The organism is Nonomuraea sp. NPDC049709 (assembly GCF_040674815.1).
In the GTDB taxonomy this organism is placed as follows: domain Bacteria; phylum Actinomycetota; class Actinomycetes; order Streptosporangiales; family Streptosporangiaceae; genus Nonomuraea.
In genome coordinates this window covers 228,162-249,946 of the sequence record NZ_JBFANM010000003.1, presented here as the reverse complement: position 1 = coordinate 249,946, position 21,785 = coordinate 228,162, and the positions used below count along the sequence as shown (strand labels likewise).

General features: G+C 70.7%; 23 protein-coding genes. 14 read left to right on the top strand and 9 right to left on the bottom strand.

The window, feature by feature from the left end:
- Positions 1-19: 19 nt before the first annotated feature.
- The 3 genes from tsaB to tsaD are packed head-to-tail and all read left to right on the top strand — an operon-like array spanning position 20 to position 2,134.
- Positions 20-667 carry a tRNA (adenosine(37)-N6)-threonylcarbamoyltransferase complex dimerization subunit type 1 TsaB gene (tsaB, locus tag AB0J69_RS04700; RefSeq protein WP_364112890.1) on the top strand — a complete coding sequence of 216 codons (648 nt, stop codon included), beginning with the start codon at positions 20-22 and terminating at the stop codon, positions 665-667.
- Between the two features lie 11 nt (positions 668-678).
- The gene (gene rimI / locus AB0J69_RS04695; RefSeq protein WP_364112971.1) at positions 679-1,110 is read left to right on the top strand and encodes a ribosomal protein S18-alanine N-acetyltransferase; all 432 of its coding nucleotides are present in this window, start codon (positions 679-681) and stop codon (positions 1,108-1,110) included.
- Entirely contained in the window at positions 1,103-2,134 is a 1,032-nt protein-coding gene (tsaD, locus tag AB0J69_RS04690; protein WP_364112888.1) for a tRNA (adenosine(37)-N6)-threonylcarbamoyltransferase complex transferase subunit TsaD, read from the top strand. Before rimI ends, tsaD begins: the two co-directional genes overlap by 8 nt.
- A 15-nt stretch (positions 2,135-2,149) precedes the next feature.
- On the opposite strand, the gene AB0J69_RS04685 is transcribed toward tsaD, so the two are convergent.
- The 3 genes from AB0J69_RS04685 to AB0J69_RS04675 form a co-directional block, all read right to left on the bottom strand.
- Complete coding sequence (locus AB0J69_RS04685) at positions 2,150-2,536, bottom strand: hypothetical protein (protein ID WP_364112886.1); 387 nt, start codon at positions 2,534-2,536, stop codon at positions 2,150-2,152.
- Between the two features lie 85 nt (positions 2,537-2,621).
- A complete protein-coding gene (locus AB0J69_RS04680) occupies positions 2,622-4,421 on the bottom strand; it encodes a hypothetical protein (protein WP_364112884.1) in 1,800 nt (599 codons plus the stop codon).
- Positions 4,422-4,617: 196 nt separating this feature from the next.
- Positions 4,618-5,793 carry a methyltransferase domain-containing protein gene (locus tag AB0J69_RS04675; protein ID WP_364112882.1) on the bottom strand — a complete coding sequence of 392 codons (1,176 nt, stop codon included), beginning with the start codon at positions 5,791-5,793 and terminating at the stop codon, positions 4,618-4,620.
- 252 nt (positions 5,794-6,045) lie between these two features.
- Between AB0J69_RS04675 and groES the strand changes: the two genes are divergently transcribed.
- From groES to AB0J69_RS04655, 4 genes are all read left to right on the top strand, one after another.
- Positions 6,046-6,360 (top strand): co-chaperone GroES, encoded by a 315-nt coding sequence (gene groES, locus AB0J69_RS04670; RefSeq protein ID WP_197093639.1) that lies wholly within the window; start codon positions 6,046-6,048, stop codon positions 6,358-6,360.
- Between the two features lie 72 nt (positions 6,361-6,432).
- Positions 6,433-8,052 (top strand): chaperonin GroEL, encoded by a 1,620-nt coding sequence (gene groL / locus AB0J69_RS04665; RefSeq protein ID WP_364112880.1) that lies wholly within the window; start codon positions 6,433-6,435, stop codon positions 8,050-8,052.
- Between the two features lie 129 nt (positions 8,053-8,181).
- On the top strand, positions 8,182-8,781 hold the full coding sequence (locus tag AB0J69_RS04660) for a hypothetical protein (protein WP_364112878.1): 600 nt from the start codon (positions 8,182-8,184) through the stop codon (positions 8,779-8,781).
- A gap of 313 nt (positions 8,782-9,094) precedes the next feature.
- A complete protein-coding gene (locus AB0J69_RS04655; RefSeq protein WP_364112969.1) occupies positions 9,095-9,730 on the top strand; it encodes a sigma-70 family RNA polymerase sigma factor in 636 nt (211 codons plus the stop codon).
- Between the two features lie 109 nt (positions 9,731-9,839).
- Here AB0J69_RS04655 and AB0J69_RS04650 read toward each other — a convergent pair whose 3' ends face one another.
- On the bottom strand, positions 9,840-10,217 hold the full coding sequence (locus tag AB0J69_RS04650) for a DUF5319 domain-containing protein (protein WP_080043188.1): 378 nt from the start codon (positions 10,215-10,217) through the stop codon (positions 9,840-9,842).
- Positions 10,218-10,256: 39 nt separating this feature from the next.
- Positions 10,257-11,252, bottom strand: coding sequence for a helix-turn-helix transcriptional regulator (locus AB0J69_RS04645; protein WP_364112875.1), 996 nt, complete (start codon positions 11,250-11,252; stop codon positions 10,257-10,259).
- A 573-nt stretch (positions 11,253-11,825) separates the two neighbouring features.
- On the opposite strand from AB0J69_RS04645, the gene guaB reads away from it, so the two are divergent.
- The 7 genes from guaB to AB0J69_RS04610 all read left to right on the top strand — a co-directional run bounded on the left by guaB (position 11,826) and on the right by AB0J69_RS04610 (position 17,936).
- Entirely contained in the window at positions 11,826-13,307 is a 1,482-nt protein-coding gene (gene guaB / locus AB0J69_RS04640; protein WP_364112873.1) for an IMP dehydrogenase, read from the top strand.
- Positions 13,308-13,311: 4 nt separating this feature from the next.
- Positions 13,312-14,433: a GuaB3 family IMP dehydrogenase-related protein gene (locus tag AB0J69_RS04635; protein ID WP_364112871.1), complete on the top strand. Its 1,122-nt coding sequence runs from the start codon at positions 13,312-13,314 to the stop codon at positions 14,431-14,433.
- A gap of 71 nt (positions 14,434-14,504) precedes the next feature.
- The gene (locus AB0J69_RS04630; RefSeq protein WP_364112869.1) at positions 14,505-14,747 is read left to right on the top strand and encodes a hypothetical protein; all 243 of its coding nucleotides are present in this window, start codon (positions 14,505-14,507) and stop codon (positions 14,745-14,747) included.
- Positions 14,748-14,812: 65 nt separating this feature from the next.
- The gene (locus AB0J69_RS04625) at positions 14,813-16,000 is read left to right on the top strand and encodes a sigma-70 family RNA polymerase sigma factor (RefSeq protein WP_364112867.1); all 1,188 of its coding nucleotides are present in this window, start codon (positions 14,813-14,815) and stop codon (positions 15,998-16,000) included.
- Positions 16,000-16,692 (top strand): SDR family oxidoreductase, encoded by a 693-nt coding sequence (locus AB0J69_RS04620; protein WP_364112865.1) that lies wholly within the window; start codon positions 16,000-16,002, stop codon positions 16,690-16,692. The genes AB0J69_RS04625 and AB0J69_RS04620 overlap by 1 nt, the downstream gene beginning before the upstream one ends.
- Positions 16,693-16,728: 36 nt before the next feature.
- Positions 16,729-17,505 (top strand): aminoglycoside phosphotransferase family protein, encoded by a 777-nt coding sequence (locus AB0J69_RS04615; RefSeq protein ID WP_364112863.1) that lies wholly within the window; start codon positions 16,729-16,731, stop codon positions 17,503-17,505.
- Positions 17,502-17,936 (top strand): GNAT family N-acetyltransferase, encoded by a 435-nt coding sequence (locus AB0J69_RS04610; protein WP_364112861.1) that lies wholly within the window; start codon positions 17,502-17,504, stop codon positions 17,934-17,936. The genes AB0J69_RS04615 and AB0J69_RS04610 overlap by 4 nt, the downstream gene beginning before the upstream one ends.
- Here AB0J69_RS04610 and AB0J69_RS04605 read toward each other — a convergent pair.
- The 4 genes from AB0J69_RS04605 to AB0J69_RS04590 are packed head-to-tail and all read right to left on the bottom strand — an operon-like array spanning position 17,926 to position 21,687.
- Positions 17,926-18,750, bottom strand: a complete 825-nt coding sequence (locus AB0J69_RS04605) for a class II fructose-bisphosphate aldolase (RefSeq protein WP_364112859.1) — start codon at positions 18,748-18,750, stop codon at positions 17,926-17,928. The genes AB0J69_RS04610 and AB0J69_RS04605 overlap by 11 nt on opposite strands.
- Positions 18,751-18,761: 11 nt before the next feature.
- Complete coding sequence (locus AB0J69_RS04600) at positions 18,762-19,682, bottom strand: 1-phosphofructokinase family hexose kinase (RefSeq protein WP_364112857.1); 921 nt, start codon at positions 19,680-19,682, stop codon at positions 18,762-18,764.
- On the bottom strand, positions 19,682-20,815 hold the full coding sequence (nagA, locus tag AB0J69_RS04595) for an N-acetylglucosamine-6-phosphate deacetylase (RefSeq protein ID WP_364112855.1): 1,134 nt from the start codon (positions 20,813-20,815) through the stop codon (positions 19,682-19,684). The genes AB0J69_RS04600 and nagA overlap by 1 nt, the downstream gene beginning before the upstream one ends.
- A complete protein-coding gene (locus tag AB0J69_RS04590; protein ID WP_364112853.1) occupies positions 20,812-21,687 on the bottom strand; it encodes an SIS domain-containing protein in 876 nt (291 codons plus the stop codon). Before AB0J69_RS04590 ends, nagA begins: the two co-directional genes overlap by 4 nt.
- Between the last annotated feature and the right edge of the window lie 98 nt (positions 21,688-21,785).

Below are 21,785 nucleotides of genomic sequence, written 5' to 3'. Positions count from 1 at the left end.
GCGGGTAGGCTAAACAGTCGTGCTGGTCCTGGCCTTTGATACCGCGACGCCCGCCGTCACCGCCGCGCTCCACGACGGGGAGCGCGTGCTCGCCGAGTCGACGACGATCGACGCGCGGCGACACGGCGAGCTGCTCGCGCCCACCATCGAGCTCGTCCTGGGGGAGGCGGGCGCCTCCCCGCGCGACGTGACGGCCATCGTGGCGGGCAGCGGCCCCGGTCCCTACACCGGGCTGCGCGTCGGGCTGATGACCGCGCAGGGGCTCGCCACCACCCTCGGCGTCCCCGCGTACGGCATCTGCACGCTCGACGCCGTCGCCTACGGCAGCGGGCTCACCGGGCCCTTCCTGGTCGCCACCGACGCGCGGCGGAAGGAAGTGTTCTGGGCGCGCTACTCCGATCTGCGCACCCGGCTCGACGGTCCCTTCGTGGACCGGCCCGCCGACGTGCCGGTGGAGGGGCTGCCGGTCGTGGGCGCGGGCGCCCAGCTCTACGCCGACCTCCTGGGGGGCGGGGGCGACGCGCCGCCCTACCCCTACGCCGGCGCGCTGGCCGCCCTGGCGGCCGAGCGGCTGGCCCAGGGCATCCCGCTCGACCCGCCGCGCCCGATCTACCTGCGCAGACCCGACGCCGTGGCGCCGGGAGCACCCAAGAGGGTGACGGCGTGAACCTCAGGCCGATGACCGCGGCCGACCTTCCGGCGGTCATGGCCATCGAGCGTGCCACGTTCCCGCTCGACGCGTGGAGCGAGGGCATGATGCGCGGCGAGCTGGCCGAGATGCCGCGCTCCCGTCACTACGTGGTGGCCCTGGTGGACGACGAGATCGTCGCCTACGCCGGGCTCGCCGCCGCGGCCGACCAGGCCGACGTGCAGACCATCGCGGTGCTGGAGAAACACCAGGGCACGGGCATCGGCAGCGCGCTGCTGACCGCGCTGCTGGCCGAGGCGAGCCGCCGGGGCGCCCGGGAGATCTTCCTGGAAGTACGCGCCGACAACCCGCGCGCGCAGGCGGTCTACCGGCATTTCGGGTTCGAGGAGATCGGCACCCGCCGCCGCTACTACGACGACGGCACCGACGCGATCATGATGAGAAGGAAGCTAGGTGACTGACGCACCCCTGGTCCTGGGCATCGAGACGTCCTGCGACGAGACCGGCATCGGCATCGTCAGGGGCCACACGCTGCTGGCCAACACGATCGCCTCCAGCATGGAGGAGCACGCCAGGTTCGGCGGCGTGGTGCCCGAGGTCGCCTCGCGCGCCCACCTGGAGGCCATGACGCCCACGGTGGAGGCCGCGCTGGCCGAGGCCGGGCTGAAGTTCTCCGACATCGACGCCATCGCCGTGACGGCCGGCCCCGGGCTGGCCGGGGCGCTGCTGGTCGGCGTGGCCGCGGCCAAGTCCTACGCGCTCGGCCTCGGCGTCCCTCTCTACGGTGTCAACCACCTCGCCGCCCACGTCGCCGTCGACCAGCTCGAACACGGGCCGCTGCCCAAGCCGTGCATCGCCCTGCTCGTCTCGGGCGGCCACTCCTCGCTGCTGCTCGTGCCCGACGTGGCCGAGGACGTGATCTCGCTCGGCTCCACCGTCGACGACGCGGCCGGCGAGGCGTTCGACAAGGTGGCGCGGGTGCTGGGGCTGCCGTTCCCCGGCGGACCGTACATCGACCGCGCCGCCCGCGACGGTTCGGGGACGGCCATCGCCTTCCCGCGCGGCAAGGTCGACGACGGCACGCTCGACTTCTCCTTCTCCGGGCTCAAGACGGCCGTGGCGCGCTGGGTCGAGGCCAGGGAGACGGCGGGGGAGTCCATCCACGTGCCCGACGTGGCCGCCTCCTTCCAGGAGGCCGTGGTGGACGTGCTGACCCGCAAGGCGCTGCAGGCGTGCCGGAAATACGACGTGCACGACCTGCTGATCGGAGGCGGGGTGGCGGCCAACTCCCGGCTGCGGGCGCTGGCCCAGGAGCGGTGCGACGCGGCGGGCGTACGCCTGCGCGTGCCCCGTCCCGGGCTGTGCACCGACAACGGCGCCATGGTCGCGGCCCTGGGCTCCGACCTGGTCGCGGCCGGCATCACGCCCTCGACGCTGGAGATCCCGGCCGACTCGTCGCTGCCGATCACGACGGTGCACGTCTGAGCTCCTCGCCGCCGATCACGACCGCGCACGTCCGAGCTCCTCGCGCCCGCGGAGGGCGCGCAGGCGCACGGCCAGCGCGGCACCCGCGAGTACGGAGAAGAGCCCGATCTGCCACCAGTCGGAGTCACTGCCGCCCAGGTGCCGGTCCAGCAGGTGGTTGATCGCGTGGAAGGTGTTGGTGAACACGTAGCCCGCCAGCACCACCGCGATCACGTCGCGCCACCACAGGGCGCACAACATCATCATGCCGATGCCTATCTGGAAGACACCGGCGTCGTGCAGGAAGTGGACGTGGTCGGGCCAGTTCGCCCATGCGGCGAAGCCCGTCGGATCGATCCGCATCCACACGCCGGCGACGAGCATCGTCGCCGCGGCTACGACCACTGTGATCTTGATGAACATCCGTTGCTCCTTTCGCTCCGAGCAACGGACGGTCATGACCTCCCGGACGTGACAGGAACGGCTGTGAGCCGCCTCACAGGGGCGCTCAGTCCTTGGCCCGGGTCGGGCGCAGCAGGGCCTCCGCCAGGGCCAGCATGGTCTCCTCCAGCGCGCCCAGGCGCTTGTTCAGGTCTTCGGTCGCGGGCTGGACGATGCCGGACACCGTGCCGGCCAGCTCGTCGCGGTCGGGCCGCGACCTGACCAGGTCGGTGAGCGCGTCGGCGGCGGCGGTCAGGCGCTCGGCCTGCTCGCCGGTGTGGGACTGGATGAGCTCGCCGACCCGCTCGGGGATGGCCAGGGTGGCGGGGAGCTGGCTCATCCGCTGGTTGACGGCCTCGATGCGGTCGTCCACCGACTCCAGGTGCTCGCCGGCCTGCTCGGCGCGGGTGGCCAGGCCGTTCATGTGGGTGTCGAGGCCGTTGAAGCGGGAGTCGATGGCGTCGAAGCGGCCGGTCATGTGCTCCTCGGCCTCCACCAGCCGCTCGTCGATGGCGTCGATCTGGTTGTCGAGCTTGTTGAAGCGGCCCTCGCTGCGGGTGGCGCTCTCGCTGACGTGCTGGCCGGTGGCGACCAGGCGCTCGTCCAGCGAGGCGAAGCGGGCGTCGACGCGTACGTCGAGGGCGTCGAAGCGGTCGTCGTGGCGGCCCAGGTGGCCGTCGAGCGTGCCGAGCCGCTTGTCGACCGCGCCGAGTTGGCCGTCCATGGACAGGATGCGCTTGTCGACGCCGCTCATCCGGCCGTCGATGCCGTCGAGCCTGGTGTCGATGTCGGCCAGGCACTCGTCGGCGGACTCCAGCCGGCTGTCGAACCCGGTGAGCCTGGTGTCGAGGCCCATGAGCTTGCCCTCTGCCCGGTCGAGCCGGGCGTCCACGCCGCTGAGCCGGGCCGTCAGGCGCTGCTCGCTCTCCCCGAGCTGCACCGCGAGGTGCTGGTCGGTCTCGTCGAGCCTGGTGGTGAGGCGCTGCTCGACACCGGACAGGCGGCTGGTGAGCTGCTCGTCGGCCTCCTTGAGCCGGCTCACGAGGCGCTCGTCGGCCTCCAGGAGGGCCGTGGCCAGCCGCTGGTCGGTCTCGTCGAGGCGGAGGGTCAGCCGCTGGTCCGCGTCGTCCAGGCGGGCCGTCAGGCGCTTGTCGGTCTCGTCCAGCCGGACGGTGAAGCGCTGCTCGGCGGCGTCCACCTTGCTCGCAAGCTGCTCGGCCGTGCCCGCCAGGCGCTCACCGACGCCGTCCGACATGTCGTTGACCACGGCCTCGACCCGGTCGGTACGGTCGGCCAGCTCGGCCATCGACTTGTCGAGCCGGGTGAAGCGGCTGGCGGCGGCCTCCATGCTGGAGTTGAGGCCGGCCAGCGTGGCCGCGAAGTCGGACATGCCCTTGGTGATGCCGTCAGTGGTGTCGAGCACCGACTGCAGCCGGCTCAGCGCCTCGTCCACGCTCTCGCCCACGGTCCCCAAGTCGGCCCACAGGCTCGGCAGCTCGGCGACCGGAGTCACGCGGGCGTCCACGTGGCCCACCTTCTCGCCCACGGCGTCCACGTGGTCGCGCACGGCCTCCACGTGCTGAGCCAGGCCCTCCGCCCACATCGGCGGCTTGGCGGAGATCTCCTCGAGCCGCCCGCTCACCGACTCAAGAGTGCCGCTGAGGCCCCCCAGCTCGCGCTCTCGCACCTCCCGCAGGAGCCACTCCATGCCTTCGAGCCGCTGGCGGATCTCGTCGAGCACGGCGCCCTGGGTGCGCTGCTCGTACACGTGGTCCTGGGCGGCGCGCGCGAGCAGGTCCCGCATCCTCTTGGGGACGGCGTCGTAAGCGCCCGTTTGAAGAAGGGTGGTGTGGTTGGAATGGTCCACCGAAAGCTCCTTCGCTCGCCGACGGTCTGCCGCGCAGCGGTGGGGTAAGGTCCGGTTCATTTCTGAAAGAGCGAGAACGCGGTCAACCGCATTAGGGGGGAGAACTCCCGCCCGCCCACCTTAGCCTTTCGATCAAGGTCCGTCAGTGGTGAAGTGAAAGATCGCGGTTAACGCGCGGATGACCGGATTTGAGGGTTCAGCCAGGTGAGAGGGCCTTGCAGATGAGAACCGATGGTTTGTCGATAATCCTGGTCAGGATGATGACCGCCGAGTTGTCGCCCTTGAGTCGCAGGTCAGCGCGGAGGCGTTCGATGTCGATGGCGGAGCCGCGCTTTTTGATGGTGACATTGCCGATTTTTCGGTCACGGAGTGCGGCGCGGAGTCTTTTCAGCGAGAAAGGAAGAATGTCCTCTATTTCGTATCTTGTGGCCCACGGGGAGTCCACCGGGTCGTCGGCCGTGATGTAGGCGATCATCGGGTCGAGCAGCCTGCCGCCGACGAGCTCGGCCACCTCGCCGACGAGGTGGGCGCGGATGGCGGCGCCGTCGGGCTCGTAGACGTAGCGGCCGGCGGGGCCGACCGGGGCCTGGACTCCGGCGGCGGTCAGGGTGTGGCCGCCCGGCAGCAGGGTGGCCCGCCGGCCTCCGCCCTGGCCGGTCCAGAGGGTGGCCTCCTTGACCTCGCCCTTGTAGGAGATCCACTCGGCCTCGGCGCCCTCGGGGATGAACTCGTACGGGAGGCCGGGGGCCACCTTGAGGCACGCCAGGGCGGCCCGGGAGACCAGGTCGAGCACCACGGGCCAGGGCGGGGAGTAGGCCATGGGATCGAACGTCCGGCCCCTGCCCGTACGCCTGGCCGGATCGGCGAACAGCACGTCGTAGTCCTCGGGCCGCACCCCGGCCGCGTCCGCGACGGTCACCGTCACCCGCTCGCCCACGCCGAACGCCTCCGCGTTGGCCCTGGCCACGGCGACGGTCAGCGGGTCGGTGTCCACGGCGGTCACGGTGCAGCCGGCGCGGGCCAGCGCGAGGAGGTCGCCGCCGACGCCGCAGCAGGCGTCCAGGACGTGGGGCGCTCCCGCGGGGCGAAGGGCGAACAGGCGGCGGGCGCGGTGCTCGGCGACCTCCGCCCGGGTGGACTGCTCCAGGCCGTGTGACGTGAAATACATTTTGCCGGCGTCTTGCCCGAACTTGGCCCTGGCCCGCTCCCTGAGCCCGGCCTGGGTGAGGGCGGCGGAGGTGAGCCCGGCGTCGTAGGTCCTGCGCAGGGTGGTGGCGGCGGCGACCGGATCGGCGCCCACCAGCTCTCCGGCCTCCACGAGCGCCCGCCGGCCGCGCGGGGTGAGCAACTCGGTGAAGGCGTCCAGGTCCACGTCACCTGACGTTAGCGGCACCGGGCACGTACCCGTCACGCAGGGGACGCGCGGGAGCTCTACCGTCTGATTACGGTCTGATCGCTCTCAGCAGACGCGTTCGTGTTGACTGTCAAGCCCCTCTTGCATATGTTTCCTGTTGGCACTCTCCCCTTGAGAGTGCCAACGTGCGACGAGGCAGGTCTGACACCCGCGACGGCAGGCCCAGCTGGTCGCCTCTTCTAGATCATTCAAATCTGAAGGGGAGGTCCGATCGTGACGACCGCCACCAAGGTTCCCGTTAAGCCGCTCGGCGACCGCATTGTGGTTCAGCCGCTTGAGGCCGAGCAGACCACCGCTTCCGGCCTGGTCATCCCTGACACCGCCAAGGAGAAGCCGCAGGAGGGCAAGGTTCTTGCGGTGGGCCCGGGCAACTGGGACGAGGACGGCGACAAGCGGATTCCGCTCGACGTCTCTGAGGGCGACATCGTCCTCTACAGCAAGTACGGCGGCACCGAGGTCAAGTACGGCGGCGAGGAGTACCTCGTGCTCTCCGCCCGCGATGTTCTCGCGATCATCGAGAAGTAGGCCGGATGTGTCGAGCCCCGGGCGCTCTTGAGGGCGGCCGGGGCTTTCGACGCTAGGAGAGGACATTCAGCAATGGCGAAGATCCTGGAGTTCGACGAGGACGCCCGCCGCGCGCTCGAGCGCGGCGTGAACGCCCTCGCGGACGCCGTGAAGGTAACTCTCGGCCCGCGTGGCCGCAACGTCGTCATCGACAAGAAGTTCGGTGCGCCGACGATCACGAACGACGGTGTGACCATCGCTCGTGAGATCGAGCTGGAAGAGCGCTACGAGAACCTCGGCGCCCAGCTCGCCAAGGAAGTTGCCACCAAGACCAACGACATCGCGGGCGACGGCACCACCACCGCGACCGTCCTGGCCCAGGCCATGGTCCGCGAGGGCCTGCGCAACGTGGCGGCCGGCGCCTCGCCGCTGTCGCTCAAGCGCGGCATCGACAAGGCGGCCAGGACGATCAGCGACAAGCTGCTCGCCAGCGCCCGTCCGGTCGAGGACAAGAAGGAGATCGCCAATGTCGCGACGATCTCCGCTCAGGACGCGCAGATCGGCGACCTGATCGCCGAGGCGTTCGACAAGGTGGGCAAGGACGGTGTCCTCACCGTCGAAGAGTCCAACGCCATGGGCATGGAGCTCGAGTTCACCGAGGGCATGCAGTTCGACAAGGGTTACCTGTCGGCCTACATGGTGACCGACCCCGAGCGGATGGAGTCCGTCCTCGAGGACGCCTACATCCTGCTCACCCAGGGCAAGATCTCCTCCATCGCGGACTTCCTGCCGCTGCTGGAGAAGATCGCCCAGACGAAGAAGCCGCTCCTCGTGGTCGCCGAGGACGTCGAGGGCGAGGCCCTGGCCGTCCTGGTCACCAACAAGATCCGCGGCACCTTCACCTCCGTGGCCGTCAAGGCCCCGGGCTTCGGTGACCGCCGCAAGGCGATGCTGCAGGACATGGCCATCCTCACCGGCGGCCAGGTCGTCAGCGAGGAGGTCGGCCTCAAGCTGGAGCACGTCGGTCTCGAGGTGCTCGGCACGGCCCGCCGCGTCGTCGTCACCAAGGACGCCACGACCATCGTCGACGGCGCCGGTGACGCGCAGGCCATCGAGGACCGCGTCAAGGAGATCAAGCTCGCCATCGAGCAGTCCGACTCCGACTGGGACCGCGAGAAGCTGCAGGAGCGCCTGGCCAAGCTCGCCGGCGGTGTGTGCGTGCTGCGTGTCGGCGCCGCCACCGAGGTGGAGCTGAAGGAGAAGAAGCACCGCCTCGAGGACGCGATCTCCGCGACGCGCGCCGCGATCGAGGAGGGCATCGTCTCCGGCGGTGGCTCCGCGCTCATCCACGTCTCCAAGGAGCTCGACGACCTCGGCCTGACGGGCGACGAGGCCACCGGTGTCGGCGTCGTGCGCCGCGCGCTGGTGGAGCCGGCCCGCTGGATCGCCGAGAACGCCGGCCTCGAGGGCTACGTGGTGACGCACAAGGTCGCCGAGCTGGAGGCGGGTCACGGCCTCAACGCCGCGACCGGCGAATACGGCAACCTGCTCGACCAGGGCGTCATCGACCCGGTGAAGGTCACGCGGTCGGCCGTGCAGAACGCGGCTTCGATCGCGGGCATGCTGCTCACCACCGAGGTGCTCGTGGTGGACAAGCCCGAGGAGGAGGCCCCGGCCGGCGGCCAGGGTCACGGTCACGGCCACGGCCACTGACCGGTCTTCCGTACGCACGCGTCACGGCCCGCACCCTGAGGGGGTGCGGGCCGTACGCGTTCCCGGGCCGTCGGGGGCCGTGAGGGGCCGTACGCTGGTCGCGGGCTCGGTGTGGGGAGGCGGGGCGGGATGCGGTACGCGCGGGCGGTGGAGCGGCTGCGGATGCTCGCCGAGGAGTGCGAGCGGACCAGGCGCGTCCCGGCGGACGAGCCGTTCCTGCGGGCGGCGTACGTGTTCGGCGACCTGCTCGACGGGGCCGATCCCATCGACGCGGTAGAGGTCGTCCTCGTGCTGAATCTGCCGCCCGAGGAGGTGGCCTGGGAGACCCAGCCGCCCGGCACCGCCTGGCTGGTGGACTTCCTGCGCCTGGACAAGGGCGGGATCGCCTACTGGTGGCGGTCCCATCGGGATCCGGTGGCCAACCATCGCATCCGGGAGCCCGTACGGTTCTGGTCGCTCGAAGGGATCGAGAAGGGCGTGCTGGAGGCGCTGCGGGAGCGGCGGTTCGAGTCGGTACGCGGCGCCGCCGGTGGTGGCGAGGCGCGGGTGGCTCAGGTCGCGGGGGAGCTGGGGACCGCCCTGGAGCACCTGCGGGCCGTGCACGAGGCGTACTGGGACCGGCGGTGGCGGCGGGAGCACCGGGGGCTGGGGCGGTATCCGGAGCATCATCTGTGGGAGGCGGTCCGGGGGTACCTGGATCTGCTCGACGCGCGTGACGAACGCGAGTGATCGCGCCGGCGGGTTTGCTATCCGAAGGTCGCTGCGGTGCCTGCCTTGTTGCGATGGGTTCGCATTTGTGCCCGGGGAGGTTCTGGGCGGGATGGGGGGAAGTGTGGGAAAAGGTGGATTATTGGAGTAAACCGGGTGCGGGCCATAAGCGTCGGCGGTCTGACAAATATCGTGCATTCCGGGTTATCAAGTGAAACATTATGTCAATATTAAGGCTTAGTGTGGTCGGTTGATTACTGCTGGTTATCGTCGCTTCAATGTGACCAATCCGTAGCCGTTCGCTATGACGACAGGCAGGATCAGTGCGGGCATCATGCCTATCGTGAGCGAGGGAAGCGTCGCCGACGCCAAAATTGGGGTAAGGCTCGCGTCGAGACTTCCGGCACGGACGGATGACTCCGACCTTAGGGAACTGACGAGCCTCGCCGTGCAGGGAGATCGCAGTGCGATCGAATCTCTGCTCGGTGAGTTGCGTCCGATGGTGGTGCGGTATTGCCGCGCCAGGCTGGGCAGGGTTTCAGGGCAATATCACATTGCCGACGACGTAGCCCAGGAGGTGTGCATCGCGGTGTTGTCCGCGTTGCCGCGATACCGGGACATGGGGCGGCCATTCGCGTCCTTCGTGTTCGGGATCGCCTCGCACAAGGTGGCCGACGCGCTGCGCAGTTCGGTGCGGTCGGCCGTACCCACTCAGGATCTGCCCGACGGGCCCGACGACGGGCCGGGGCCAGAGGAGACGGTGGTCAGGTACATCGAGGTGGAGCACGCCCGGCGGTTGCTGGCCAGGCTGCCCGACAACCAGCGCGAGTTGCTGCTGATGCGGGTGGTGTCGGGGCTGTCCGCCGAGGAGACCGGTAATGTACTCGGCATGTCACCGGGTGCGGTTCGCGTCGCCCAGCATCGGGCGCTGGCGAGGTTGCGGCAGATGGCCGAGCTGGAGTCGGCTTGACGCCTGAGGAGGAGACCGACGCGCTGCTCGACGCGCTCGGTCGTGGAGAGACGCCTGGCTCAGGCGATGTGGCGGCGCGGCTGCTGGCCGCGCTGCGGAAGGATGTCGGTCAGCGGCGCTCCTCCGTGTCGATGACGCCGTCGACATAGCCTCTGGCGTAGTCCCAGCTGACGTAGTCGGCGGGGTCAGGGTGAAAGGCCGGCTCGTGGACCTGCGGCTGGCCTTTCTCGATCATCTGTTTCAGGTTGCCGCGCAGCAGCTCCCAGTCGAAGAAGTGCTGCTCGCCGCATTCCGGGCAGTCGAGTACGAGCCCCAGCACCCCCTGCGGTTCGAGCAGGGAGCGGAAGACCTCGACGTCGGCGAGGTCGGTGATGGCCTCGTCGCGTTCGGCTGCCGTGAGCGGCTCGGCGTCGTCGAGGGCGCCCATCGCCGAGGAAGGGTCGTTAGGGTCGTCCGCGAACGGATCGCGGGGGACGTCTTCCAGCACCTTCCCACCATATGACCGAAGCGGCCCCAGCGGTGGGGATTACCTCAGCCATCCACGTCTGGCAGCCTCCACACCTGCGTGAAAGCGGGATTGAGCGCCCAACTCGGTCATGGCGTCGGCGAACCTCCCCCGCACCGTGCGTACCGACAGCCCGAGCTGGCGGGCGATCGAGTCGTCGCACATGCCCTGCGCGGCCAGGCGCAGCACCTGGACCATGCCGTCGCGCCTGCTGCCCCACGGTAGGGGCATGGCCCGGGCCCACAGCTCCTGGAAGAGCGAGCGCAGCACGCCCACCACGACGGAGGTGCGGACGAGGTAGAAGTTGTAGGCGTGGTCGGGCAGGTTGCCGCCCCAGTGCGCGGGCATGCCCGCCACCTCCGCGCCGGCGGTCAGGAACCAGCTCGGCACCCGGTCCAGCGTACGTACCTTGCCGCCCGATTCGATGAGGCGGGTGAGCTGTTCGCGAACGCCGGGGACCGTGAGCGTGGAGACCGGAATGATCGTATGAACGGTGAGAAGGTTTCGTTTTTGCGCGTCAATCCAGGGATCTGCAAATTTCCGGGCAAAATCTGTCATGGTGCGCTCGTCGGGAACCGCGGTGAGTAATGGCATCGGTGGCGTCTGGCATTGAACGGCGATGCCCACCACGCTCTCGTACAGGATGTCCGCGCCGCTCACCATCTCGACCGTGAAAGGGCCGCTGCGGTAGTCGCGGCCGGCGTCGTAGTCGCGGATCAGGCTGCGGATCGAGCCGAGCGCCGAGTCGATCATGCGGCTCTCCTCGGCCAGCCGGTCGAGGCGCTCGGCGATCACCCGGCCCAGAGCCGCCGCGGGGTGTCTGGCCAGGTACTGGCCGCTCTGTTCGTCGATCACCCCCAGCTTCACGAGGTCGTCGAGCTGGCGGCCGACCTTCTCCACGGTGCCGTCCATGGCCTGCGCCAGATCGGTCCGGGTCGCCTTGTGCAGGCGGAGCACCGCGGAGTAGAGCGCCGTCTGGGCCGGGTCGAGGCCCAGCGTCTCGAAGGGATCGGACATGGTTCGCGGCTCATTGCGCATTATGGGCGGCTCCGTTGGGGGGACACGGGCGTGCCGCGAGAATAACCCCGCATCAGGCCTCTGTCCGCTCGTTCCGCCGACTAGGTCGCCGCGCCGTGCAACTTCGTGCAATTGCACGTTTTCACATTGCGATGTTCCGTTGAGTAACGCAGGCTTTACCTAGCGTCGGCATCCACACAAAGGCGCGGCGGTCACGGCCATCAGGACGCGGAGGGGGGTTCGGTGGTGCGGTGCACTGCCATCGCCCGGATGCCGGTGGCCGGGGGATGAGACGGGATCACCGACCCGTCCCATCCCCCGGCACTTTTTGATGCCGGGAGTACGACGGGCCGCAGGCACGGGGAACCGCTGCCTGCGGTGGGTCGCTGGACGCGATCGCCCGTAGGCGCGGAGACCGCTGCCTGCGGGGGGTCGCTGGACGCGACCCCCCGTGGGGGTCGTCGTGCTTCCGGCATCGGTGTGTTCCGGGCGTCGTGCTCCCGGTGCCGATGTGTTTTGGAGGCAGGCCCTAGACTTAGCTGAATCAGCGCAACGGCAGGAGGGGGCCGCAGCATGTCCAAGTTCACCGAGATGGGTTTGACCTTCGACGACGTGCTGTTGGTGCCTGGATATTCAGACCTCCAACCAGGCGAGGCCGACACCCGATCTCGCCTGTCCAAGGGCATCACGCTGTCCATCCCGCTGGTCTCCGCCGCCATGGACACCGTCACCGAGGCTCGCATGGCGGTCGCCATGGCCCGGCAGGGCGGCATCGGCATCCTGCACCGCAACCTTTCGGTCGAGGAGCAGGCCCAGCAGGCCGACCTGGTCAAGCGGTCCGAGGCCGGCATGGTCACCAACCCCGTGACCTGCAGCCCGGACGACACGCTGGCCGACGTCGAGCGGCTGTGCGCCACGTACCGGATCTCCGGGGTGCCCGTCACCGACATGTCCGGCACTCTCGTCGGGATCGTCACCAACCGCGACATGCGCTTCGAGAACGACCAGTCGCGGCCCGTGCGCGAGGTCATGACCAAGATGCCGCTGGTCACCGCGCCCGTGGGGGTGTCGCGTGACGACGCGTTCGCCCTGCTCAGGAAGAACAAGATCGAGAAGCTGCCGCTCGTGGACGCCGAGGGCAGGCTCCGTGGCCTGATCACGGTCAAGGACTTCACCAAGAGCGAGCAGTACCCCCTGTCCACCAAGGACGCCGACGGCCGGCTCATCGTCGGGGCGGCCGTGGGCGTCGGCGGCGACGCCGAGCTGCGCGCCAAGGCGCTGATCGAGGCCGGGGTGGACGTGGTGGTCGTGGACGTGGCCCACGGTCATTCCAAGGGGCTGGCCGAGATGATCGCCAAGATCAAGGCCAACAGCAAGGTCCAGGTCATCGGCGGCAACATCGCGACCAGAGCCGGCGCCCAGATGCTGGTCGACGCCGGCGCCGACGCGGTCAAGGTGGGTGTGGGCCCGGGCTCCATCTGCACCACCCGGGTGGTGGCCGGGGTCGGCGCGCCGCAGGTCACGGCCATCTACGAGGCGTCCAAGGCGTGCGCGCCGGCCGGCGTGCCGGTGATCGGCGACGGTGGGCTGCAATACTCCGGCGACATCGTCAAGGCGATCGCCGCCGGGGCCGACACGGTCATGCTGGGCTCGCTGCTCGCCGGGTGCGAGGAGTCGCCCGGTGAGCTGATCTTCATCAACGGCAAGCAGTTCAAGTCGTACCGGGGCATGGGCTCGCTCGGCGCCGTACGCAACCGCGAGCGCGGCGGCACCTCCTTCAGCAAGGACCGCTACGCGCAGGCCGAGGTCGGCGGCGAGGACAAGTACATCCCCGAGGGCATCGAGGGCCAGGTCCCCTACCGCGGCCCGGTCGCTGCCGTCGCCCACCAGCTCATCGGCGGGCTGCGCCAGGGCATGTGGTACGCCGGCTGCCGCACGATCGGCCAGATGCACACCGACTGCGAGCTGATGCCGATCACGGCGGCGGGCCTCAAGGAGAGCCATCCCCACGACATCCAGATGACCGTGGAAGCTCCGAACTATCACAGAAGGTAAGTTCATGACTCAGCAGGTGGAGATCGGCCGGGGGAAGACCGGGCGGCGGGCGTACGCGCTTGACGAGATCGGCCTGGTGCCCTCGCGGCGCACCCGTGACCCGGAGGAAGTCTCGATCTCCTGGCAGATCGACGCCTACCGGTTCGAGCTGCCCGTGGTCGTCGCTCCCATGGACAGCGTGGTCTCGCCGGCCACCGCCATCGAGATCGGCCGGCTCGGCGGTCTGGCGCCGCTCGACCTCGAGGGGCTGTGGACGAGGTACGAGGACCCGCTGCCGCTGCTGGAGGAGTGCGCCTCCCTCGACCAGGAGGCGGCCACCAAGCGGCTCCAGGAGATCTACGCGGCGCCGATCAAGGAGGACCTGATCGGCCGCCGGATCGAGGAGATCCGCGGCTCCGGGGTGACCACCGCCGTGCGCCTGTCGCCGCAGCGTACGGTCCAATACCACAAGGCCGTGATCGACGCCGGCGTCGACATCTTCGTCATCCGCGGCACGACCGTCTCGGCCGAGCACGTGTCGGGGCGGGCCGAGCCGCTCAACCTCAAGCAGTTCATCTACGAGCTGGACGTGCCGGTCATCGTGGGCGGCTGCGCCACGTACACCGCGGCCCTGCACCTGATGCGCACCGGCGCGGCCGGCGTGCTGGTGGGCTTCGGCGGGGGCGCCTCGCACACGACGCGTACCGTGCTGGGCGTGGCCGTGCCGATGGCCACCGCGATCTCGGACGTGGCGGCGGCGCGGCGGGACTACATGGACGAGTCGGGCGGCCGCTACGTGCACGTGATCGCCGACGGCGGCATGGGCACCTCCGGTGACATCGCCAAGGCCATCGCGTGCGGGGCCGACGCCGTGATGGTGGGCTCGCCGCTGGCCCGCGCGGCCGAGGCGCCCGGGCACGGGTTCCACTGGGGCTCGGAGGCGCACCACCCCGACCTGCCGCGCGGGCGGCGGGTCGCGTTCGGGACCGTGGGGACGCTGGAGCAGATCCTGCACGGGCCGTCGAGCGTGGCGGACGGGTCGATGAACCTCATGGGGGCGCTGAAGCGGACCATGGCGTCGACCGGCTACTCCGACATCAAGGAGTTCCAGCGCGTCGAGGTCGTCGTCGCGCCGACCCAGCGCTGACCAGCCAAGCCGATCCTGATTCGGGCCGCTCCCATGCGATTGGGGGCGGCCTTTTACGTAGGGTTCCTGGCATGGAACCCCTTGAGGAGAGGATCGCGCGGCTTGAGCGGCAGGTCGCGTACCTCCAGCGTCACCTCGGCATCGATCCCGCGTTCATCGACTCTGTCTCCGGCGGGCCGGAGCTGCCGCCGCAGTTCTACCAGGAGTTGCGGAACGGGAAGATGATCAAGGCCATCAAGATCTACCGCGAGGTCACCGGGGCCTCGCTGCTCAACGCCAAGAACGCCGTGGAGGCCATGGCCCGGCAGCTGTGAGCCTGTCGATCCGGGTGCCCGGCGTTCGTGTAGGAGGTGAGCGGCGGGCACTACGGTAAGGCGGTATGCCGGATGTCGAGCAGGTGTTCCGTGAGGAGTACGGCAGGGCGGTCGCCGTGCTCGTACGCGTCTTCGGCGACATCGACCTGGCCGAGGAGGCGGTGCAGGAGGCGTTCGCCGTGGCGGTGCGCCAGTGGCCGGAGGCCGGGGTGCCGCCGAGCCCGGCCGGCTGGATCATCACCACCGCACGGAACCGGGCCATCGACCGGTTGCGCAGGGAGTCGGCCCGCCCCGACAAGCACGCGCAGGCCGCGCTCCTGCAAGCGCCCGGCGAGCCGCCGTTGGAGGGGCCCGTGCGCGACGACCGGCTGCGGCTGATCTTCACCTGCTGCCACCCGGCGCTGGCCGTGCACGCGCAGGTGGCCCTCACACTGCGGTTGCTGGGCGGGCTCACGACCGCCGAGATCGCCCGCGCCTTTCTCGTGCCCGAACCGACCATGGCCCAGCGGCTGGTCAGGGCGAAGAACAAGATCCGGGACGCGCGCATCCCGTACCGGGTGCCGGGCGACGCCGACCTGCCCGACCGGTTGCGGTCGGTGCTGGCGGTGGTCTACCTGATCTTCAACGAGGGGTACACGGCCAGTTCCGGCGATCGGCTCGTGCGCGAGGAGCTGTGCGCCGAGGCCGTCCGGCTCGGGCGGCTGCTGGCCGAGCTCATGCCGGACGAGCCCGAGGTGCTGGGGCTGCTGGCGTTGATGCTGCTCATCGAGTCGCGGCGGCCGGCCCGTACGGGGGCGGACGGGGAGCTGGTGCCCTTGGCCGAGCAGGACCGGGGGTTGTGGGACCGGGGGCTCGTCGAGGAGGGGCAGGCCATCGTCCGGGCGTGCCTGCGGCGCGACGAGCCGGGGCCGTACCAGGTGCAGGCCGCGATCAACGCCGTGCACAGCGACGCCGCGCGGGCGGGGGACACCGACTGGGGGCAGATCCTGCGGCTGTACGACCTGCTGCTGACGTTCACGCCCACCGCGGTGGTGGCGCTGCACCGGGCGGTGGCCCTGGCCGAGGTCGACGGGCCGGAGGCGGCGTTGCGGGTGGTCGACGGGCTCGAGGTGGACTATTACCTGTTGCATGCCGTGCGGGCGGACCTGCTGCGGCGGCTGGGGCGCGAGGGGGAGGCCGTGGCGGCGTACGAGGCGGCCATCGCGCGGTCCGGCAACGAGGTGGAGCGGGAGTTCCTGCGGAGGAGGATGTGATGGCGGGTGGCCGGGTTTGCGTGGTCACGGGGGCCAATCGGGGGATCGGGCGCGAGGTGGCGAGGCAGCTCGCGCTGGCCGGTGACCTCGTGGTGCTGACGGCCAGGGATCTGGGCAAGGCGGAGAAGGCCGCCAGGGAGCTGGGCGAGGCCGTGGGGGCGTGGCAGCTCGACGTGTCCGACCCGGGATCCGTGGAGAGGTTCGCCGGGGAGATCGGGGTGGCTCATGGCCGGGTGGACGTGCTGGTCAACAATGCCGCCATTCACTACGACACCTGGCAGCGGGCCACCGACGCCGATCTGACGGTGGTCCAGGAGGCGCTGGAGACGAACCTGCTGGGCGCGTGGCGGGTGACGCTGGCCCTGCTGCCGCTGCTGCGGGCCTCCGACCACGCGCGGGTGGTGAACGTCTCCAGCGAGATGGGGTCGCTGGCGTCGATGGGGGCGGGGACCCCGGCGTACGCGGTGTCGAAGGCCGGGCTGAACGCGCTGACCAGGATCCTGGCGGCCGAGCTGCACCGGGAAGGCGTCCTGGTCAACTCGGTCTGCCCGGGGTGGGCGGCGACCGACATGGGCGGGGCCGGCGGGCGGCCGGTGGCCGAGGGGGCGAGGAGCGTGCTGTGGGCCGCCGACCTGCCTGACGGCGGGCCCACCGGGGGGTTCTTCCAGGACGGGGCGCCCTTGCCCTGGTGACGTGCCGGCCCGGCGGATGTGCCCTAGCATGCGGGAATGGCTGATCTTCAGCACACGCACGAGCTGGACTACGACGGCGACCGCGTGGTCAAGCGGTACGTCGACAGCAAGCCCGGCGCGGCCGAGCGCGAATGGCGGGCGCTGAACCTGCTGGCCGAGTACGCCCCGGACCTCGCGCCCGAGCCGATCGCGTACGACGACGGCGTGGTGACCATGTCCAGGATCGACGGGGTGCCGCTGCGCGGGCTGTTCGCGCGCGCCAAGCACGTGTCGGCCATGGCCGAGGCCCTGCGCGAGCTGCACACCGCGGTGCCCGGCCACGTCCTGCGGACCCTCCCCGTGCGCCCCTGGCAGCGCGAGGCGATCGTCGACTGGGTCAGGAGCCGGTGCGCGGCGTGGCAGCCGAGGGAGCCGTCGGCGGACCGGGCCGTCAAGGAGGGCCTGCGGTGGCTGGAGAGCTGGTCGCCGGGCGAGGCGGGAGTCACGCCGGTGTTCGGGGCCGGAGACGGCAACCTGGCCAACTTCCTGTGGGACGGCACCCGCGTACGCATCGTCGACTTCGAGGACTCCGGGCGCAGCGACGTGGCGTTCGAGCTCGCGGAGCTGGCCGAGCACGTGTCGATGTGGGTGGACGGTGAGGTGGAGATCGCGCGCCGGTTCGAGCTGAGCCCGCAGGAGGAGCGGCGGATGCGCGAGTGCCGCAAGGCACACGCGCTGGTCTGGTTCTTCCTGCTCTCCCACGAGCACCCGCGCAACCCGCCCGGCACCTTCCAGCGCCAGGTCGAGCGGGTTTTGGCAAGATTGAGCGCATGAGACTGGCCGAACAGAGCGACGTCGTCGCCGTCGAGCGGCTCGTCCGCGACGCCTACACGCCGTGGATCGAGATCATCGGAATGCGGCCGCTGCCGATGGAGGCCGACTACGCCGCGCTCGTCGCCGCGGGCCGGGTGCACGTCACCGACGGGCTCGAAGGGCTCGTCGTGCTCGTCCCCGAGGACGGCGTCCTGCTGGTGGAGAACGTCGCGGTCCGCCCCGAGCTGCACGGCAAGGGCATCGGGCGGGCGCTGATGGCGTACGCGGAGGACGAGGCGCGCAGGCTGGGCCTGCGCGCGCTGCGCCTCTACACGAACGTCAAGATGGCCGCCAACATCGCTCTCTACGAGTCACTCGGCTACGTCGAGACCGGCCGGGAAGGCGTCGAGGGCCGGGCCGCCGTGCTGATGCGCAAGCAGCTCAGCCCGTGAGCACGCCGAGCAGGTGGGTGACCTCGCGGGCCACCGCGTCGCGGCCGGCCTTGAGATATTTGCGGGAGTCCACGACCCGCTCGTCGTGAGTGAGGTAGTCGCGTACGGCCCCGGTGAACGCCTTGTTCAGGTGGGTCGCGATGTTGATCTTCTTCATGCCCTGGCGTACGGCCTCGCGCAGCACGTCGTCGGGCACCCCGGAAGAGCCGTGCAGCACCAGCGGCACCGGCACGGCCGCGCGCAGCTCGGCGATGAGCTCCAGGTCCAGCACCGCGTCCTTGGTCGTCATCGCGTGCGAGGTGCCCACGGCCACGGCCAGCGCGTCCACGCCGGTCCTGGTCACGTAGTCCACCGCCTCGTGCGGTTTGGTACGGGCGCCGGGCGCGTGCACGCCGTCCTTGCCCCCGACCTCGCCCAGCTCGGCCTCCACCCACACGCCGCGCTCGTGGCACCAGGCCGCCACCTCGGCCGTGGCGGCGACGTTCTCCTCGTCGGGCAGGGCCGAGGCGTCGTACATGACCGAGCCCAGCCCCAGCGTCACCGCCTCCTCGACCAGCGCCCGGTCGGTGGCGTGGTCGAGGTGGACCGCGACGGGCACCTCGGCCCGCCGGGCGACCGCGAGCGAGGCCAGCGCGATCGGCTCCAGGGAGCCGTGGTAGCGCACGCAGTTTTCGCTGATCTGCAGCACGACCGGCAGGCCGAGGGCCTCGGCGCCGGTCACGATGGCGGTGGCGTGCTCAAGTTGGATCACGTTGAACGCGCCCACCCCCGCGGGTGACTGGGTGACGATGTCGCCGATGGTGGCGAGGGGCATGGCCGGCTCCTTTACGTGATGATGATCTGGGGGTGTATGTCGGCGTACACGTCGGGGTCGAACTCCCCGGCCACGGGCGTGGCCACGGCCGCGGCGCCGAGCGCGGCGGCCCGCCGGAGCCGGTCGGGCCACGGCGCCCGCTCCACCAGGCCCAGCGCCAGCCCGGCGACCAGCGAGTCGCCGGCCCCGGTCGGGTTGCCTCGCACGGTGTACGGCATCCGCGCACGGAACGTTCCCTCCCCGGTCACGGCCAGGAGCCCGTCTGCGCCCATGGACACCACGACGGCCTGGGCGCCCCGGCCGCGCAGCGCGTGCGCGCCCTCGGCCGGGGTGCCGCCGGGTACGGCCCTGGCCAGCTCCTCGGCGTTGGGCTTGACGATGGAGGGGCGGCCCTTGGGCGCGTGGCTGAGGGGCTCGCCGTCGGCGTCCACGATGGCCGGGACGCCCCGGTCGGCCGCGATGGCGGCCAGGCCGGCGTAGGTGTCGGCCGGGACGCCGCGCGGGAGGCTGCCCGAGATGACCACCGCGTCGGCGGTGGCCACGAGCGACTCGTAATGGCGGGTGAAGCCGTCGAGCTCGGCTGCCGTGACCTCGGGGCCGGGCTCGTTGAACAGCGCCGTACGCCGGACGCCTCCTGAGGCGGGGGCGTCGGAGACGGCCAGGGTCGTGCGGGACTCTGCGGCGATGCCGTACAGCGCGGTGGGCAGCCCCGCGGCCCGCAGGTCGGCCTCGACGGCCTCCCCGGTCGGCCCGCCCGCCAGCCCCGTGACCAGCACGTCGCGGCCCAGCGCGGCCAGCACCCTGGCCACGTTGACGCCCTTGCCGCCCGCCCGCCTGTGCACCGCGCTGACCCGGTTGACACCGTCCCAGTCCACGCGGGGGACCTGGTAGGTCACATCGAGAGCGAGGTTGAGCGTCACCGTGAGGATCATCAGGGCTCCGTGATCCAGACGCCGTCCTTCAACACGCCGTCCACCTCCAGGGAATCGGAGAGCACCACCAGGTCGGCTGCCTTGCCGACGGCGATCGAGCCGATCCGGTCGGCCAGCCCGAGCACCCGCGCGGGCGTCAGCGAGGCCACCTGGACCGCGTCGGGCAGCGACATGCCCACTTCCTGGACCCCGCGCCGGAACGCGACGTCCATGGTCAGCGTGGAGCCCGCGATCGAGCCGCCCTCGACCAGCCGGGCCACGCCGTCGTCCACGCGCACCCGCATCGAGCCCAGCACGTAGTCGCCGTCGCCGAGGCCGGTGGCCGACATGGCGTCCGTGACCAGCACGGCTCTGCCGGGCCCGGCCACCTCGTACGCCAGCCGCAGCATGGCCGGATGCACGTGCACCCCGTCGTTGATCAGCTCGACCGTCACCCGCTCGTCGTCCAGCAGCGCCGCCACGGGACCGGGCGCGCGGTGCCCGAGCGGCGGCATCGCGTTGTAGAGGTGCGTGGCCACGCTCGCGCCCGCCTCGATGCCGGCGATCGTCTGCTCGTAGTCGGCGTCGCTGTGGCCGATGGCCGCGATCACGCCTTCCGCCACGGCCGTCCTGATCATGTCGAGCGCACCCGGCAGCTCCGACGCGATGGTCACCATGCGCACATGCCCGCGCCCGGCCTTCACCAGCCCGGCGAACTCCTGCGTCGACGGCTCGCGCAGCAGCGTCGGGTCGTGCGCGCCGCAGCGGGCCCTGGAGATGTAGGGGCCCTCGAAGTGGATGCCGGCCAGCAGCCCTTCCTCGCACAGCTCGGCCAGCGCCGACGCCGCCCTGGTCAACCCCTCGATCGAGTCGGTGACCAGGCTGGCCATGGTCGTGGTGGTGCCGTGGCGCCGGTGCAGCGCCACGGCGTCACGCGCCCTGTCCAGCTCGCCGGTGGGGAAGGAGCCACCCGCGCCGCCGTGGTTGTGGATGTCCACGAACCCCGGAACGACGTGCCGCCCGCCCAGGCTGAGGCCGGGACCCGGAGCGGATCCGTGGCCGACATGCGTGATGCGGCCGTCTTCGATGGTCAGCCACCCCTCGTGAACTCCCTCGGGCGTCACGATCCTGGCGTCGGCAAGAGTAAGGCTCATGAAGAAAGGATCACAGATCGCGTGAGGTGCATGGGCTCGTCGGGGTTGAGCTGCTTGGCGAAGGCCCGCGCCACGGCCACCCGCTGCGCGCGGATCAGCTCGGCCATCGGGTCGAGCCCGGTCTCGAAGAACTCCCCGCCGGTCTCCTCGACCTGCGCGCGCAGGCCCTCGGGGGCCGTGCCGAGCATCCACGTCACCCGCCCGGGGGCGGCGATGCTGATCGGGCCGTGCCGGTATTCCATCGCCGGGTACGCCTCCGTCCACGAGCGGGACGCCTCGCGCATCTTCAGCGCCGCCTCCTGGGCCAGGCCGACCGACCAGCCGGTGCCGAGGAAGCTGAACTGCTCGGCGTTGACCAGCTCGTCGGGCAGCGGCGCGGCCACGGCCTCCTCGGCGTCGGCGATGGCCTGCGTGAGGTCCTCGCCCAGGCCGGCGCGGAGCATGGCCAGCTGCGTGGTGGCGAACCTGGTCTGCACGACCGACTTCTCGTCGGCGTAGTCGAGCACGACGACCTCGTCGGCGGCCGTCATGATCGGCGTGTCGGGGTCGGCGGTGATGGCCGTGGTCCTCGTGCCGGTCGTCCTGGCGAGCAGCTCCAGGACCTCGGTCGTGGTGCCCGAGCGCGACAGCGCCAGCACGCGGTCGTAGCGGCGCCCGGACGGGAACTCGGAGGCGGCGAACGCGTCGGTCTCGCCGTGCCCGGCCCGCTCGCGCAGCACCGCGTACGCCATCGCGATGAACCACGACGTACCGCAGCCGACGACGGCGACCCGCTCGCTCTGGCGCGGCAGCGCGTCGGCGGGAACGCTCGCCACGGCGCGGCGCCAGCACGACGGCTGGGACGCGATCTCGGCCTCGGTGTGGGTGGTCACCACTTACCTCCCCTGATTGATTGTTTCTGCTGTTTTTATATCAGGAAAGAGCAGTTATGAACACCGGTGGTCTGGCGCCCCAGGTTGTGCCACGCTTG

Excerpts from the sequence above, each read along its gene's own strand:
- rimI (WP_364112971.1), top strand. The coding sequence starts at position 679 with ATGACCGCGGCCGACCTTCCGGCGGTCATGGCCATCGAGCGTGCCACG.
- groL (WP_364112880.1), top strand. The coding sequence starts at position 6,433 with ATGGCGAAGATCCTGGAGTTCGACGAGGACGCCCGCCGCGCGCTCGAG.
- AB0J69_RS04615 (WP_364112863.1), top strand. The coding sequence starts at position 16,729 with ATGGCTGATCTTCAGCACACGCACGAGCTGGACTACGACGGCGACCGC.
- AB0J69_RS04625 (WP_364112867.1), top strand. The coding sequence starts at position 14,813 with ATGCCGGATGTCGAGCAGGTGTTCCGTGAGGAGTACGGCAGGGCGGTC.
- AB0J69_RS04610 (WP_364112861.1), top strand. The coding sequence starts at position 17,502 with ATGAGACTGGCCGAACAGAGCGACGTCGTCGCCGTCGAGCGGCTCGTC.
- AB0J69_RS04645 (WP_364112875.1), bottom strand. The coding sequence starts at position 11,252 with ATGTCCGATCCCTTCGAGACGCTGGGCCTCGACCCGGCCCAGACGGCG.
- AB0J69_RS04600 (WP_364112857.1), bottom strand. The coding sequence starts at position 19,682 with ATGATCCTCACGGTGACGCTCAACCTCGCTCTCGATGTGACCTACCAG.
- AB0J69_RS04605 (WP_364112859.1), bottom strand. The coding sequence starts at position 18,750 with ATGCCCCTCGCCACCATCGGCGACATCGTCACCCAGTCACCCGCGGGG.
- AB0J69_RS04635 (WP_364112871.1), top strand. The coding sequence starts at position 13,312 with ATGACTCAGCAGGTGGAGATCGGCCGGGGGAAGACCGGGCGGCGGGCG.
- guaB (WP_364112873.1), top strand. The coding sequence starts at position 11,826 with ATGTCCAAGTTCACCGAGATGGGTTTGACCTTCGACGACGTGCTGTTG.
- AB0J69_RS04630 (WP_364112869.1), top strand. The coding sequence starts at position 14,505 with ATGGAACCCCTTGAGGAGAGGATCGCGCGGCTTGAGCGGCAGGTCGCG.
- AB0J69_RS04620 (WP_364112865.1), top strand. The coding sequence starts at position 16,000 with ATGGCGGGTGGCCGGGTTTGCGTGGTCACGGGGGCCAATCGGGGGATC.
- nagA (WP_364112855.1), bottom strand. The coding sequence starts at position 20,815 with ATGAGCCTTACTCTTGCCGACGCCAGGATCGTGACGCCCGAGGGAGTT.
- AB0J69_RS04655 (WP_364112969.1), top strand. The coding sequence starts at position 9,095 with ATGCCTATCGTGAGCGAGGGAAGCGTCGCCGACGCCAAAATTGGGGTA.
- AB0J69_RS04685 (WP_364112886.1), bottom strand. The coding sequence starts at position 2,536 with ATGTTCATCAAGATCACAGTGGTCGTAGCCGCGGCGACGATGCTCGTC.
- AB0J69_RS04660 (WP_364112878.1), top strand. The coding sequence starts at position 8,182 with ATGCGGTACGCGCGGGCGGTGGAGCGGCTGCGGATGCTCGCCGAGGAG.